16 protein-coding genes are annotated in these 14453 nt (G+C 35.1%); 3 read left to right on the top strand and 13 right to left on the bottom strand.

Annotated elements, in window-relative coordinates:
* Positions 1-116 precede the first annotated feature (116 nt).
* The 3 genes from ACFFHT_RS05190 to ACFFHT_RS05180 form a co-directional block, all read right to left on the bottom strand.
* A complete protein-coding gene (locus tag ACFFHT_RS05190; RefSeq protein ID WP_382374110.1) occupies positions 117-947 on the bottom strand; it encodes a phosphatidylinositol-specific phospholipase C domain-containing protein in 831 nt (276 codons plus the stop codon).
* Between the two features lie 3 nt (positions 948-950).
* Positions 951-2306 (bottom strand): MFS transporter, encoded by a 1356-nt coding sequence (locus ACFFHT_RS05185; protein ID WP_382374106.1) that lies wholly within the window; start codon positions 2304-2306, stop codon positions 951-953.
* Positions 2307-2453: 147 nt separating this feature from the next.
* Positions 2454-3251 carry an inositol monophosphatase family protein gene (locus tag ACFFHT_RS05180; RefSeq protein WP_382374104.1) on the bottom strand — a complete coding sequence of 266 codons (798 nt, stop codon included), beginning with the start codon at positions 3249-3251 and terminating at the stop codon, positions 2454-2456.
* Positions 3252-3616: 365 nt separating this feature from the next.
* Between ACFFHT_RS05180 and hemA the strand changes: the two genes are divergently transcribed.
* The gene (gene hemA / locus ACFFHT_RS05175) at positions 3617-4936 is read left to right on the top strand and encodes a glutamyl-tRNA reductase (RefSeq protein ID WP_382374102.1); all 1320 of its coding nucleotides are present in this window, start codon (positions 3617-3619) and stop codon (positions 4934-4936) included.
* Positions 4937-4939: 3 nt separating this feature from the next.
* A complete protein-coding gene (gene gloA2, locus ACFFHT_RS05170) occupies positions 4940-5341 on the top strand; it encodes an SMU1112c/YaeR family gloxylase I-like metalloprotein (protein WP_382374100.1) in 402 nt (133 codons plus the stop codon).
* A 233-nt stretch (positions 5342-5574) separates the two neighbouring features.
* Here the strand turns inward: gloA2 and pal are convergent, their stop codons facing one another.
* The 10 genes from pal to ACFFHT_RS05120 all read right to left on the bottom strand — a co-directional run bounded on the left by pal (position 5575) and on the right by ACFFHT_RS05120 (position 13417).
* Positions 5575-6027, bottom strand: a complete 453-nt coding sequence (gene pal / locus ACFFHT_RS05165; RefSeq protein WP_382374098.1) for a peptidoglycan-associated lipoprotein Pal — start codon at positions 6025-6027, stop codon at positions 5575-5577.
* Between the two features lie 10 nt (positions 6028-6037).
* Entirely contained in the window at positions 6038-7300 is a 1263-nt protein-coding gene (gene tolB / locus ACFFHT_RS05160) for a Tol-Pal system beta propeller repeat protein TolB (protein ID WP_382374112.1), read from the bottom strand.
* A gap of 62 nt (positions 7301-7362) precedes the next feature.
* Complete coding sequence (gene tolA / locus ACFFHT_RS05155; RefSeq protein WP_382374096.1) at positions 7363-8613, bottom strand: cell envelope integrity protein TolA; 1251 nt, start codon at positions 8611-8613, stop codon at positions 7363-7365.
* Between the two features lie 18 nt (positions 8614-8631).
* Positions 8632-9057, bottom strand: coding sequence for a colicin uptake protein TolR (gene tolR / locus ACFFHT_RS05150; RefSeq protein ID WP_382374094.1), 426 nt, complete (start codon positions 9055-9057; stop codon positions 8632-8634).
* Positions 9058-9086: 29 nt separating this feature from the next.
* Positions 9087-9776, bottom strand: coding sequence for a protein TolQ (tolQ, locus tag ACFFHT_RS05145; protein ID WP_382374092.1), 690 nt, complete (start codon positions 9774-9776; stop codon positions 9087-9089).
* Between the two features lie 21 nt (positions 9777-9797).
* Positions 9798-10208 carry a tol-pal system-associated acyl-CoA thioesterase gene (gene ybgC / locus ACFFHT_RS05140; protein WP_382374090.1) on the bottom strand — a complete coding sequence of 137 codons (411 nt, stop codon included), beginning with the start codon at positions 10206-10208 and terminating at the stop codon, positions 9798-9800.
* Positions 10209-10305: 97 nt separating this feature from the next.
* On the bottom strand, positions 10306-10596 hold the full coding sequence (locus ACFFHT_RS05135) for a cyd operon YbgE family protein (protein WP_382374088.1): 291 nt from the start codon (positions 10594-10596) through the stop codon (positions 10306-10308).
* A 9-nt stretch (positions 10597-10605) separates the two neighbouring features.
* Entirely contained in the window at positions 10606-10704 is a 99-nt protein-coding gene (locus ACFFHT_RS05130) for a cytochrome bd oxidase small subunit, CydX/CbdX family (protein WP_156536708.1), read from the bottom strand.
* A 10-nt stretch (positions 10705-10714) separates the two neighbouring features.
* Positions 10715-11851: a cytochrome d ubiquinol oxidase subunit II gene (cydB, locus tag ACFFHT_RS05125; RefSeq protein ID WP_382374086.1), complete on the bottom strand. Its 1137-nt coding sequence runs from the start codon at positions 11849-11851 to the stop codon at positions 10715-10717.
* Positions 11852-11866: 15 nt separating this feature from the next.
* Positions 11867-13417, bottom strand: a complete 1551-nt coding sequence (locus ACFFHT_RS05120) for a cytochrome ubiquinol oxidase subunit I (protein ID WP_382374084.1) — start codon at positions 13415-13417, stop codon at positions 11867-11869.
* Positions 13418-13896: 479 nt separating this feature from the next.
* Here ACFFHT_RS05120 and ACFFHT_RS05115 point away from each other — a divergent pair, with 479 nt between their 5' ends.
* Positions 13897-14187 (top strand): DUF5339 domain-containing protein, encoded by a 291-nt coding sequence (locus ACFFHT_RS05115; RefSeq protein ID WP_382374082.1) that lies wholly within the window; start codon positions 13897-13899, stop codon positions 14185-14187.
* The last annotated feature ends 266 nt before the right edge of the window (positions 14188-14453 follow it).

Raw genomic sequence — 14453 nt, 5'->3', positions numbered from 1 at the left:
AAAAAGTAGGCTTAAAGCCTTGTACTATAAGGCTTTAAGCCTACTTTTAGCAACAAATTTGTCTATTACACCAAAATAGCGTGTTTTTTCTTGTAATTATTACCCCGAATATAACATTAACGACAAAAGTTATGTTTTATCACTGCTGTTGCAATTTCTTCAGTAATAAAATCATATATTTGCACACCACAAATATTTTGTTTTTCCATCTCTTGCCATAATTGTAAGGTCTGTGGATTAAGAATTTCTGCATAAGCATCAGGATAACCCAACTCACCATTAGTCGCACTAATATGATTGAGAAATAATTTTTCTGGTTCTACTGCTGAAGAACTAACATTTTGTCTAATTGCATTAAATTTATCTGTTACAACAGGCGCATTCCAATCATCTTGCAATACAATTTTTGTATTATTATGCCAAGGTAATGCCCATTGTTGCTGATTTAACCAATAAGTTTGCATCGTTGGTGGTGAACATTCCAAAGCAACAATTTTCCCAGCAACAGCTGATAAACAAGGAAAAGTAAAACTTTGATCATCAACTTTCCAATGATAAAAATACTCCTGATATTGTTCGATTACACTCCATAATGCCAGTTTATACTGATCAAAATCGTCTTTTTGTTCATTAGCATTTTGCACTCTAATAAACACAAATTCTTTTGGATGTTGTTTTAAAAAATAAATAAGTGAATCAAAGATGTCTTTTGCACTAATATTACTAATCCATTCTCGATGTGCTGCTACCATTTCCTTCCGCAAACGTAAATCAAAAAAACGTACACCAATTTGAAGTTGTTCTGCTAATGAAAGCATCTGCGTTTTATAATAACGTTGCTGACAAGATGCTGTCATCGTATCGTGTGTACCCGGAATAAACAGACGATGAATAGGAGTTTCTGGCTGGCACGCTGCCAACCAGTCAGTTAATAAAATAGTTTGCATAATTTATCCATTCTTTTGTTTTAGTTTTAACATTAAATGTGACATTAATGCAGCAACTAAAGCCAAAATAGCTAACCCAATAAAGGCATAAGCCAAAATATGAGTATCCGTCAAAAATTGTTTTGTGATATTCCCTGCACTATCTTTTTCTGGTGAAGTAACTAAACCGCCCAAAACAGCTGGTGCTATTAATGCTGGGAAATAACCTACTGTAATCGCAAAAGACATTGCTGATGATGAATGTTTCTTCGGCACATTAAACTCACCAATTGGTGCATAATATACACCACGAATCATAAAAATAATTGCAGAACATACCAACATCAAAACCACTAATAGCCAGAACATCGTAGAAGAGATTAAATTTATTGGTGGTGCATCTGGTGCGTACGCTTGTACTTCTGGATGATTACTAAAGAAAATAAATGCAATCAATCCTAAAATAATCGCCAATAAAATTTCAAAAGTACGCATAAAATGCATCGTAGACTTGAATACTTTTTCTACCAAAATAGTGGAAACAAGAGGTAACATTCTTAAAGCAATGACTGTCGTAGCAAATACTGCCGCCACCACGGCTGTTGTACCATAACCAGCTTGCAAATATCTTGCAAAATAAGTTCCTGCAGCAATAAAAGAACCATAGATACAAAACACATTAATACCAACTAGCCAAACAATGGGCAATTTAGCTACATGCCCAACACCTTTGATCGCTTCAAGTGTAGAAGAAACTTTAGTGTCATCATCTCCCACTTTTTGATCTCTTGGCACAGCAAAATACACCACTAATCCTGTTACAATGATTAAAATACAGCTTGTCGCCATCATTGTATGAGCAGTAAACTTCATCGCTAGCATTACTGTCCATAATAAAGACACTAAAAATGCTAATAAACCACGTCCAAATTCAAAGAAGCCAAATACTGCACCTTGATGCTCTGCTGTCGTAGAAATTCGCAACGCTTTAAAGTTTGCAGGTTTAAACAAGACTTCACTAAAGAATAACATTGAGAAAAAACATGCCAATAAAACAGGCATACTTAAGCCAGGTGAGTTTAATGTTAAGAAGAGTGAAATTGCTCCAACACCAACTGTTGATATCAGCATAATGTTCCGAATAGAAAAGCGATCTCCAACCCAACCTAGTGCAATTGTTCCCACAATAATCACTAAACCTTGCATTGAGTATAACTGCCCCGCTTGAGCATCTGTTACCCCTAATGCTGCGGGGAAGCCACCTGGTACACTATTTCGAATATCCCAAAACGCATAAATTAATTGAGCATTAATTGTGATTAAAATAATTTGGAAAAAGATTAGTGGCGTTAAACCGTATTTATTTAGAAAACTTTTCATAGATATACCTATTGGATTATAGAGACTTTTACTAATAACAACAGCTAATAGTCTGAATTTTAAAGATAAAAATATTTTTCTTGGTTATTCATTAAAATAAGATTAGTTCTCTTAGTGAGTACTAAATCAGCAATAACCATTTTTCCTTTATTGTAAAATCCGCATTAAATCCAGTTGTTGATAAACTTGCCGATTAGCCGCTGCTAATACAAAATTTCCATTCAACAACCCATTGTTGGCTAAAATATTATTTGCTGTACCACCTGCTTCGCGTACCAATAACATTCCCGCTGCACAATCCCAGCAATTCATATGTGGCTCATAATATGCGAGCAAACGTCCTGCTGCGACTTGAGCTAAACTCAATGCACCAGAACCATTACGCACATACATTCCACCCTTAGTTAATAATTGATGTAGGAAAGGTAAAATAATATCTGGAGGAACACGATGTGACATTCCTAAACCAACTAAACCATCTTGTACATTTGCAGCGGGATTAATTGTGTGCATTGGAGAATTATTTAAATATGCCCCTGCACCAAGCTGTGCGTGAAATAATTCATTATGTAGTGGATCAAAGACCATACCGATAACAATGTTATCTTTATATAATACTGCTATTGAAATACACCAAGCGTGCAATCCATTAAGGAAAGGACTCGTTCCATCAATCGGATCAACGATCCAACAGAATTCATTATCCAATCCAGCATAACCAGACTCTTCTCCTAGAAATCCATCTTCTGGAAATTGTTTAGCAATAGCTTTGCGAATAATAGTTTCTACAGTTTTATCTGCCAAACTAACTTGATCTTGTTTATCACCTTTTTTACATTCAACCACTAATTCGTTTCTATTGAGATAGTAGGATAAAGCTATATTCCCTGCTTGTTTGATAAGATCAATAGAGAATGCATAACGATTTTGAATTTTTTCATCCATAACATTACCTATAAGAATAAATAATCTAGAATTATTACCAATAAAATTGGTAATTTTTTGGATATTATTCTTTTAAATTTGATTTAAAAAGAATAAATTTTTAAAAATGAGATAAAGATCAAATATTTTTTTCAAAAATATAAAATTTTAATTCTTAAATAATTAAAAAGAAAAAATATAGTTCATAAAAGATCATCTTCTAACTCAACAACTTACTATAAAGAGGTATCTTTTCCTTTTAGATCAAAAAAATTGGGTCTTTTGTTTGCGACTTGTTATCAGATTATTTAAAATTCTAGACGTTTTTATTTTTGATTTTTTATTATGTGGGAATGGCGAATTTTTCGCCAATATAAGAGTGATTTATGGCAATTTTGGTGTTAGGTATTAACCATAAAACAGCGACTGTCGCATTACGCGAAAAAGTTGCGTTTAATGATGAAAAGCGTCAAATTGCACTACAGCAATTACAATCCGAATTAGCAGAAAGTGCAGTTATCGTTTCAACTTGTAATCGAACTGAAATCTATCTACATCAGCGTCAAATTTCTCCACTTGAAAATAGTGAACAGAACCAGCAATGGGTCGCTAATATTAAACTTTGGTTTGCACAATTACATCAATTAACTTTAGATGAATTACAATCTGCATTATATATTCAGCAAAACCAACAATGTGTAACGCATTTAATGCGAGTAGCTTGTGGACTTGATTCACTTATCTTAGGTGAGCCTCAAATTCTAGGACAAGTAAAACAAGCATACCAATTCAGTGAAATCTTTTATCAACAACAGAATACTGTTATTTCTACTGAATTATCTCGCTTGTTCCAAAAAACATTCTCTACGGCAAAACGTGTTCGTACTGAAACTGAAATTGGAGGAAATGCTGTTTCTGTAGCATATGCAGCGTGTAGTTTAGCAAGACAGATTTTTGATTCATTCAAACGCTTACGTATTTTATTAGTGGGAGCAGGTGAAACTATTGAATTAGTTAGTCGCCATCTTCTCCAACACGGTGCTAAACATATTATGATTGCTAATCGTACTGTAGCGAATGCTCAAGCCTTAGCTGAACGTGTTGGTGGGCAAATGGATGTGCTTTCATTGGATCAGTTACAAGAAGGATTAAACTTAGCTGATATTGTTATCTCTTCTACTGGTAGTTCAGAGATTTTAATTACTGAACAAATGGTTAAATCTGCACAAAAACAACGCAGATTCGATCCAATGCTCATCATAGATATTGCAGTTCCTCGTGATGTTGAAGAGAGCGTAAATAAGTTAGAATCAGTTTATCATTACAGCGTAGATGATTTACAAAATATTATTCAGCACAATATGCAGCAGCGAGAAAATGCATCTTTAGCTGCAGAAGCGATTATTACTGAAGAATGTGCAGATTTCTTTTTGTGGTTAAAACTACATCAATCATCTAATTTAATTAAAACATATCGCCAACAAGCAGAACAAATCCGCTTGGAGTTACTTGATAAAGCGATGCTTTCTCTACAACAAGGCACTGATAGTGAAAAAGTGTTACAAGAGTTAAGTTATAAATTAATGAATCGTTTATTGCATACACCAACACAGGTCATGCAAGAACTGGTTAAATCAGGTGAAACCGCTGGCTTACAATTATTTTCTCGTTCCTTAGGACTAGACGAACAAGATAAACAGGAGTAATTAATGTCATCTCCCTTTATTGGCTTTCATCATATTGCCTTAATCGTATCCAATTATGAAGTTTCCAAACATTTTTATGTCAATATTCTTGGAGCAGAAATTATTGCAGAAACTTATCGTGAGGCTCGTGATAGTTATAAATTAGATTTACGCTTTGCTGATAATAGTCAGATCGAATTATTTTCTTTTCCAACTCCACCAGCTAGGTTAACCAATCCTGAGGCGTGTGGTTTAAGGCACTTAGCATTTAAAGTAGAAGATATTGAGGCAACAATTAATTATCTTAAACAGCATCAAGTGGAATGTGAGCCTGTAAGGATAGATGAATTGACTGGCAAACAATTCACTTTTTTCAAAGATCCTGATGGCTTACCCCTAGAATTGTATCAATGGAGTACTGAATAGTACTCCTCTTTTACTTTTTCAATACAAACCACCATATAAAATTCTCATCAACATCTTTTTCAAAAATTGAATTCATATTTAGGACTTATTTAAATCTTCTTTCATCCAAATACTATTATTTTTACTCTTCTTAATACCTCTATACTCTAAAAATAGATTTAATATTTTATTCTCTACCAAAAAAGAAAGCCCCAATATAGGGGCTTTCCAAAGAATAACTAAAAACGTTCTAATTAGTATGCTAATACTGCACGACGATCTTTAGCGTAGTCAGCTTCAGTATGACCTAATACAGCTGGTTTTTCTTCACCATAAGAGATTGTTGATAATTGACCAGCTTGAACGCCTTTACCTGCTAAGTAGTTTTTAACTGCATCAGCACGACGTTGACCTAACGCGATGTTGTATTCTGGAGTACCACGTGGGTCAGTGTGACCTTCAACTTGTACTTTAGCAGAAGAATCTGTTAAGTATTGTGCGTGAGCATCTAATAATTGAGCATATTCTGGTTGGATATCGTATTTATCGAAACCGAAATATACTGTGTTGTAGCGTTGTTGTAATTCTTGAGCAGTCATATTACCGTATAGTTTACCTTGTTGGTCAGCTGCTTTATCAGAGCTGCTACAAGCTGCTAACGCTAATACTGGTGCTGCAACCATTAACACTTTAGCTAATTTTTTCATTTTATTCTCCTTAATTTTGAGTTAAATATGGTGACCAAGCAGGGAATTTGATTTGTCCACCCCCTGAACCTGGTAACCTTGCTTTGAAACGTCCATCAGAGGACACTAATTGTAACACCTTACTTACACCTTGTGTAGAACTATAAATTACCATAGTTCCATTTGGCGCAAAACTAGGGCTTTCATCTAGGAAAGTCGAAGTTAATGCTGTAATACTTCCACTTTCTAAATCTTTTTTCACCAATTTATTACCATTAACCATCACGATTTCTTTACCATCTGGCGACATTTCTCCACTATAGCTATTGCCTGGAGGACTAATTAATGTCGCACCGCCACCATTTGCACCCATCATATAAACAGCAGGTGCACCGCCACGGTCTGAAGTAAAGATAATTGATGAACCATCTGCTGACCAACTTGGTTCAGTGTTATTACCACTACCACTGGTTAGCTTAGTTGGTGTACCACCATTAACACCCATAACATAAATATTTAATACACCATCTTCACTAGAAGCGAAAGCTATACGAGAACCATCTGGTGAAAATGCTGGTGCTCCATTATGGCCTGGTAATGATGCAATAATTTTACGTGATTTACTAGCAAGATCTTGCAAAACCAATAAAGATTTTTTCTTTTCAAACACGCTATAAGCTAATTTTTTACCATCAGCAGACCAAGATGGTGACATAATTGGTTGTGAACTATGGAACACATTAAACGCATTATACCCATCATAATCAGACACTTGCAAATCATAAGAACCTGAATTATTTTGAATAACATACGCAATTCTAGTTCTAAATGCTCCACGGATACCTGTTAATTTCTCAAAAACTTGGTCACTAACTGTATGTGCTCCCCAACGAATCCACTGTTTTGTTACAGTATAAGAACTTTGTGCTAATACTGCACCAGGAGTACCTGATGCACCTACAGTATCAACTAATTGGTAAGAAATATTAAAACCTCCATTCGCAGGAGTAACTTGACCAACAACAATCGCATCAATACCTAATGCAGACCAAGCTTGTACATTCACTTCACCTGCTGAAGTTGGTTGTTGTGGCATTCTATCTACTGGAATTGGATTGAATTTACCACTAAAACGTAAGTCTGAAGAGATAATATCCGCAACATCTGCAGGTGGTGTACCTGGTGCATTCCATTTAAAAGGAACGACAGCAATTGGTCTTGCACTATCAACCCCTTCATCGATCACAATGCGTACTTCAGCAAATGCTTGCGTTGCTTGCATTATTAGGCACATCACACCTAATATCCATGTATAAATAATTTTTTTCATCATAAGGATTCTCTTCCTATGCATAACTATTTCAATTTAAAGTCAATTACTGGATTTTGATATTTTCTATATACCGCATCAGATGGTGGCTCTGGTACTTTCTTAGTCAGCGCAACCGCTCTTAATGCAGAAGTACAAATATCATCTGGACCAGAAACTTTATGATAACTCAGTATTGTTCCATCTCTCGCCAATTCAATTTGTACGGTACAAACTTTATTAGCGAAACTTGCATCTTTCAACCAACGACGTTGAATTTCTCGTTTAATAATAGCAGTATATTGATCACCGACTACATCGCCCTCACCAGCACCACCACCGCCACTTGATCCTTCTGAACCTTTACGATTTTGATTGCTGCCTTTGCTACTGCTACCACCACCAATATCACCATTATTAAGGAAATCATCCAACGCATTTTGTTGAGCTAAACGTTGAGCTTTTGCCTCTGCATCAGCTTTTGCTTTCGCTGCAGCTTTAGCTTCTGCTGCCGCTTTTGCTTTTGCCTCTGCTGCGGCTTTAGCTTTGGCTTCAGCGGCGGCCTTAGCTTTTGCCTCTGCTTCTGCTTTTTCTTTTGCAGCTTGTTCCGCTTTAGCTTTTGCTTCTGCAGCAGCCTTTTCAGCTTTTTCTTTCGCTTCTTGCTCTGCTTTGGCTTTTGCCTCTGCTGCAGCTTTTTCAGCTTTCTCTTTTGCCGCTTGTTCTGCTTTAGCCTTTGCTTCTGCCGCTGCTTTTTCAGCTTTTTCTTTCGCTTCTTGTTCTGCTTTAGCTTTCGCTATTGCAGCAGCTTTTTCAGCTTTCTCTTTTGCCTCTTGTTCCGCTTTAGCTTTTGCCTCTGCAGCAGCCTTTTCAGCTTGTTCTTTTGCTAATTGTTCGGCTTTTTCTTTGGCAGCTTTTTCAGCTTTTTGTTTAGCTTCTTGTTCAGCTTTCTCTTTTGCTGCTTGTTCAGCCTTTTCTTTTGCTTCCTCAGCAGCTTTTTGTGCTTCTTGGCGTTCTTTTTCTGCTAACTCTTTACTTTGTTGCTCTCTTTCTTTATCGGCAACCTCTTGTTTAGATGGTGGATTACCTTTTTTCTCTTGTTGTAATCTACCCCACTCTTGAGCAGCAGCACCAGTATCAACCATTATTGCACCTAATACCTCACCATTTCCTTCTCCACCACCCATTGGTCTGACCTCTTCTAGTCTTGAACCAATAAATAACAAAGCAAAAAGCAAGATGTGCAAGACAATTGAAATCAAAACTGCTTTTTTGAATTTCTGTTGCTGATTATATTGCACAATTTTATCCTAATTCTCTTATAGTGGATCTGTCATTAAACCCACACTCTTTATTCCTGCTGTATGCAGTAAATTTAACCCTTTGATAATCTCTTCATATGGCGCCTCTTTTGCTCCACCAACTAAAAATAGAGTGGTGTTATCTTTCTCAAAGGCTTCTTTTGCCATCTGTACTACCATTTCTTCTGTTAAATTTTCATTCCGCACACCATCAATAGAAAGCGTATATTGGCTTGTACCATTGACCTCTAAAATAACAGGTGTTTTATCTTCATTTGAAACCGTTTGGCTATCCGTAGAATCTGGTAAATCTACTTGCACACTTTGACTAATAATTGGTGCCGTAGCCATAAAAATTAATAACAAAACCAACAATACATCGAGAAATGGTACGATATTAATCTCAGATTTAATTGATCGGTTTTGACGACGACGGTATTGCATAATGTCCTCTTTATTTACGACTTCATTAATTAGTTATGAATATTATTTTGACCAAACACTTTGCGGTGCAAAATTGTCGTAAATTCATCAATAAAGTTTGCATAGTTTTGTTCAAGTTTATTTACTCTTAAACTTAAACGGTTATATGCCATTACTGCTGGGATTGCCGCAAAAAGACCAATTGCTGTAGCAATTAATGCTTCTGCAATCCCTGGCGCAACCATTTGCAAAGTAGCTTGTTTTACATTACTTAACGCCATAAATGCATGCATAATTCCCCATACCGTACCAAATAACCCGATATATGGACTGACTGATGCAACTGTTGCTAAGAATGGTACTGTATTTTCTACATCTTCAATTTCACGATTCATCGCTAAATGCATTGCTCTTGAACTACCTTGAAGAATAGATTCTGAAGCATTTGGATTAGCCTGTTTTAAACGAGAGAATTCTTTATAACCAACAAAGAAAATCTGTTCACTACCAGATAATCCATCACGACGATTAGATAATCCTTCATAAATTTTAGTTAAATCTTCACCTGACCAAAAACGCTCTTCAAAGCTCACTGATTGTTTAAGTGCTTTAGAAAGAATTTTGCTCCGTTGAATAATGATTGCCCAAGAAATAATTGAAAATAGGACTAGAATTGAGATCACTATCTGTACAACTAAACTTGCCTTAATAAATAAATCGAAAAAATTCAATTCAGACATTTAATACTCCATAACTGTCTATTACGGTCTTTCATATTTGAGTAAGGTTTTGATTTCTTGAGGAATAGCGGTGGGTTTCATGAGAGTTATTTTTACGCAAGCTATACTAACTTTTGCCGAACAATAAAGTTGGTCACCTTTAGTCAACTTTTGTGTAAAAATCAAACTGGCGTTTTTAACTTCAACTAAAGTCGTTTCGACGGTTAATAAATCGTCTAAGCGAGCTGGGTAGCGGAAATCAATTTCCATCTGTTTAACAACAAAAGCAATATCTTGCTGTTGAATAAGTTCATTTTGAGAGGCACCTTTTTCTCTCAAGAATTCTGTTCTAGCTCGTTCAAAAAAATGAAGATAGCGAGCATGATAAACAACACCTCCCGCATCTGTATCTTCATAGTAGATGCGAACTGGAAAAATTGAATGATTATTCATTGCTTTGCTATCTGTTTTCTCTATAACAAAAAAGTTTCGCTATTCTAATGAACGTCAAAATTAACTGCAATAGGGGCATTAAAAAATTTTTTATTTTTTAAACAAAAAAGTAAATCATGCCTAAAGTTAATACTGCAACGAAATATGCAATCAACGGTAAAAACAGTAATTTCCAAATCGTTCTATAGAGTTCCAAACCAAACCCATGAATCCATAATGTTGCCACACTCCAAAAGATAATTAAAGTATAAATAGGTGAGATACCACCTAAGTTTAATGCGAAGAATTCAGTGTGAGTAAATATGGAGATTGTTAATATAATAGCGAGTATGAACGAAAGGGCTCTTAATGAGCCCTTATTTGTTAATTGATAAAGTGATTGAATCATATGTTCAGATTACTCATCAAATTTTCCAGTTTTTTCAATACTGATATTAATAATTGCAGTAAGACAAACTGCTAACAATACGCCCAAAACCCAAGTTACATAAAACATATTTTTCTCCTTAGTATAATGAGTGTTTGTTATTTTCGATGAAGCTTTCATCGATACGTCCAAACATCTTAATATAAGACCAGATGGTGTAACTTAATAGGATAACAACAAACACAAGTGCAAAACCTAACATTAAGGTTAATGTTAATTTGCTTGAGCTTGAATCCCATAATAATAAGCTCATTTCTGGATGAGTAATTGATGGCATTAAGAATGGGAACATTGAAACGCCACAAGTTAAGATAATGCCTGCCATTGTCAATGATGAGAAGAAGAAGGCAAATCCAGAACGGTCTGCTTTAGAAAATACAATATTTAATAATGCAGAAACTACCGCTAATACTGGGAAAATCCATAATACTGGCATTTCTTTATAGTTATTGAACCATGCACCTGTTTGTACAGCAACTTCTTTGCCAAATGGTGAAGTTGGTGCATTGTGATCAATAGCACTTGTTACTACATAACCATCTTTGAAAAGCAACCATACTCCAGCTAATACGAATGTAACTAAAGTTACCACCGCACCAACTTGTGAGATTACTCTGGCACGATTGCGTAAATCCGCAGTAGTTTTCATTTGTAACCACGCAGCACCTTGTGTAGTAAGCATTGCTAAACTTAATACACCACAAAGAAGTGCAAATGGATTTAATAATTCAAAGAATGTACCTGTATATTTCACTTGTACAATAGAAGAAAATTCAAATGGTACACCTTGTAATAAATTACCGAATGCTACACCGAATACAAGTGAAGGAACAAATCCACCTACAAATAATCCCCAATCCCAAGCAGCACGCCAAGTTGGATTATTAATTTTTGCACGATATTCTAAACCTACTGGGCGGAAGAATAACGCTGCTAAAACTAAAATCATAGCAATATAAAAGCCTGAGAATGATGTCGCATAAATAAGAGGGAATGCAGCAAACATCGCACCACCAGCAGTTAATAACCAAACTTGGTTACCATCCCAGTGAGGTGCAATGGAGTTAATCATGATACGTTTTTCCACTTCTCTTTTACCTGCAAAAGGAAGAAGTGTTAAAACCCCCATATCAAATCCATCAGTAACTGCAAATCCAATAAGCAACACACCTAAGAGGATCCACCACACAAATCGTAGAAATTCATAATCAATCATGATTTAGGCTCCTGCTTATTTAGTTGATTGTTCAAAATAGTAGCGACCTGTTTTCAATGCGCTTGGGCCAAGTCGGCTATATTTAAACATAAGATACATTTCAGCAATTAAGAAGATTGTATAGAGTAAGCAAATTAACCCAATTGAGAACCAAAGATCTCCTGTGGTTAACGCAGAGTTTGCTACGCCTACTGGTAATACTTCATAAATCGCCCAAGGTTGTCTGCCGTACTCAGCTAAGAACCAACCTGCTTCAATACCAACCCATGGAAGTGGGAGGCCATAGAGTAATGCTTTAAGTAAGAATTTATTTGATCCCACTGTTTTTCTTACATTTGCAACTAATGCCCAAATGAGAAGAATTAACAATAAACCACCCGCAAGCATCATAATACGGAATGACCAGAATGTCGGTCCTACATCAGGAATTGTATCTGCTGCAGCTTGTTTTATTTGTGCGTCAGTTGCATCTACAACATTATCTGTATAACGTTTAAGTAATAAGCCATAACCAAGATCTTTTTCTACTGCTTTAAATTGTGCAATAGTATCTGCATCTTTTTGACCAGAACGAAGTTTTTCCAATAAACCATATGCAGTCATACCATTACGAATACGTTCTTCATTTTGTACACGTAATTCATTTAACCCTGTAATTTCTTTATCTAAAGAACGAGTTGCAATAATACCTGCTGCATAAGGAATTTGTAATGCAAACTCATTACGGCCTTCTGCTGAGTTTGAAATAACCGCAACATTCCATGCTGCTGGAGCTGGTTCAGTATTCCATTCCCCTTCCATTGCTGCTAATTTTGTTGGCTGTTCTTCACCAATTATGTATCCAGATTCATCACCCATTATTAATACTGAAAATACAGCAATAAATCCAAAAGTTGCACCAACAGAGAATGAACGTTTTGCAAATCCTAAATCACGCCCTTTAAGGAGATAATATGAACTTACTGCTAACACAAACATTGCACCTGAAACATAACCTGCAGAGAGTGTGTGCACAAATTTAGTTTGCGCAATTGGGTTTAACCAGAGATCTAAGAAACTGGTCATCTCCATACGCATAGTTTCAAAATTGAACTCTGCGCCGTGTGGTGCTTGCATCCAGCCGTTAGCAACAAGAATCCACATTGCAGAAAGATTTGAACCAAAAGCCACACAATAAGTTGCTAATAAGTGTTTTGCCTTGGTTAATCTATCCCAACCAAAAAAGAATAAACCAACGAATGTAGATTCTAAGAAGAAAGCAAGTAATGCTTCGATAGCTAATGGTGCACCGAAGATATCACCTACATAGTGTGAATAATAAGACCAGTTAGTACCAAATTGGAATTCCATTGTAATCCCAGTTGTTACCCCTAGAGCAAAGTTAATACCAAATAACTTACCCCAGAACTTAGTCATATCTTTATATACCTCTTTACCAGTCGTTACATAAATGGTCTCCATTATCACAAGAATAAATGAAAGACCTAATGTAAGTGGTACGAATATAAAGTGGTATAGTGCAGTTAATGCAAACTGCAATCTCGAGAGTTCAACGACGTCTAACATCTCATAACCTCTTGTACCTAATACAACTTTTCCAAATATAGATTACAAATCTTGTAATCACCCCACATAGCTATCAATTAATTACTGACAATTAATGAATGAGCTCTTTTTCATATCAAACTCAGACCAAAGATATGATTTATTTCTGAGCAGAAATAAAAGATAACTCTAACCGTTTAATACATCTTTTATTCTACTCCTAAAAATAGGGTATAGGAAACCTTAAAAGTTTTAAATCGATCACAAAATAGCTATTAAAATCAAAAAAATAAATTTAAAAATAAATAATATTTTTGATGTAAATCAATTTTTATATTTTATTAACATTTTATTAAAAATATTACATCAAATTAGTTCTTCAAACGCCTCTCTTCTTTCAAGTAAAAAATAATTCGACTTGCTAGACAAAAGAATATTTTTTTGCTATTTTTCGGTAGATTTTTTCAACAACATCTTAATTGCCTCTATTCAGGATCTTTATGTTTAAAATTTTGTTTTTATCTACTGCTGCTTCTTTAATGATTTCTTCTAGTGTCTTAGCGGCTATGCCAAATAATTTACCAACACAATGCCAACAACTCTTCCAACAAACTGAAGATTTAATCGCTGAAGCAGAAAAGCAGCCAGGCACTCATCCGCAACTTGCCAATATCAAAAATAAACTATCTGAAAGCAAACAAAAAATTTTACAAATGAGTGTTGAACACCAAATTAAAAGCTGTGATAAAGGATTAGTTGCATTAAATACCTTAAAAGGTAAAGAAGATTAATTAAAATAAAGATTTTTCTTATCTTAAGTACAGATTTAAAATATATCTATTTGTATAAAATCTGTACTATTTTTTTATCTTCTTCCAAATCCTTACTTGTACTTTTATTCTTGATTACCCATTTATTAATAATATTAATTTTCATCTCCTAGCAATATAACTAACACTTGAAAATTATTTTTATGAAAAACTTTGGTGTAATAGACAAATTTGTTGCTAAAAGTAGGCTTAAAGCCTTATAGTACAAGGCTTTAAGCCTACTTTTT

The sequence above is a fragment of the Gallibacterium melopsittaci genome (genome assembly GCF_042433085.1).
Taxonomy (GTDB): Bacteria; Pseudomonadota; Gammaproteobacteria; order Enterobacterales; family Pasteurellaceae; genus Gallibacterium; species Gallibacterium melopsittaci.
The sequence above is the reverse complement of the archived record's forward strand: the minus strand, read 5'-3'. Positions and strand labels throughout refer to the sequence as shown.

Coding starts and splice junctions, on each gene's coding strand:
- ybgC (WP_382374090.1), bottom strand. CDS start 10,208: ATGAATAATCATTCAATTTTTCCAGTTCGCATCTACTATGAAGATACA.
- cydB (WP_382374086.1), bottom strand. CDS start 11,851: ATGATTGATTATGAATTTCTACGATTTGTGTGGTGGATCCTCTTAGGT.
- ACFFHT_RS05130 (WP_156536708.1), bottom strand. CDS start 10,704: ATGTTTTATGTAACTTGGGTTTTGGGCGTATTGTTAGCAGTTTGTCTT.
- pal (WP_382374098.1), bottom strand. CDS start 6,027: ATGAAAAAATTAGCTAAAGTGTTAATGGTTGCAGCACCAGTATTAGCG.
- hemA (WP_382374102.1), top strand. CDS start 3,617: ATGGCAATTTTGGTGTTAGGTATTAACCATAAAACAGCGACTGTCGCA.
- ACFFHT_RS05115 (WP_382374082.1), top strand. CDS start 13,897: ATGTTTAAAATTTTGTTTTTATCTACTGCTGCTTCTTTAATGATTTCT.
- tolB (WP_382374112.1), bottom strand. CDS start 7,300: ATGTGCCTAATAATGCAAGCAACGCAAGCATTTGCTGAAGTACGCATT.
- ACFFHT_RS05185 (WP_382374106.1), bottom strand. CDS start 2,306: ATGAAAAGTTTTCTAAATAAATACGGTTTAACGCCACTAATCTTTTTC.
- ACFFHT_RS05180 (WP_382374104.1), bottom strand. CDS start 3,251: ATGGATGAAAAAATTCAAAATCGTTATGCATTCTCTATTGATCTTATC.
- ACFFHT_RS05120 (WP_382374084.1), bottom strand. CDS start 13,417: ATGTTAGACGTCGTTGAACTCTCGAGATTGCAGTTTGCATTAACTGCA.
- ACFFHT_RS05190 (WP_382374110.1), bottom strand. CDS start 947: ATGCAAACTATTTTATTAACTGACTGGTTGGCAGCGTGCCAGCCAGAA.
- gloA2 (WP_382374100.1), top strand. CDS start 4,940: ATGTCATCTCCCTTTATTGGCTTTCATCATATTGCCTTAATCGTATCC.
- ACFFHT_RS05135 (WP_382374088.1), bottom strand. CDS start 10,596: ATGATTCAATCACTTTATCAATTAACAAATAAGGGCTCATTAAGAGCC.
- tolQ (WP_382374092.1), bottom strand. CDS start 9,776: ATGTCTGAATTGAATTTTTTCGATTTATTTATTAAGGCAAGTTTAGTT.
- tolR (WP_382374094.1), bottom strand. CDS start 9,057: ATGCAATACCGTCGTCGTCAAAACCGATCAATTAAATCTGAGATTAAT.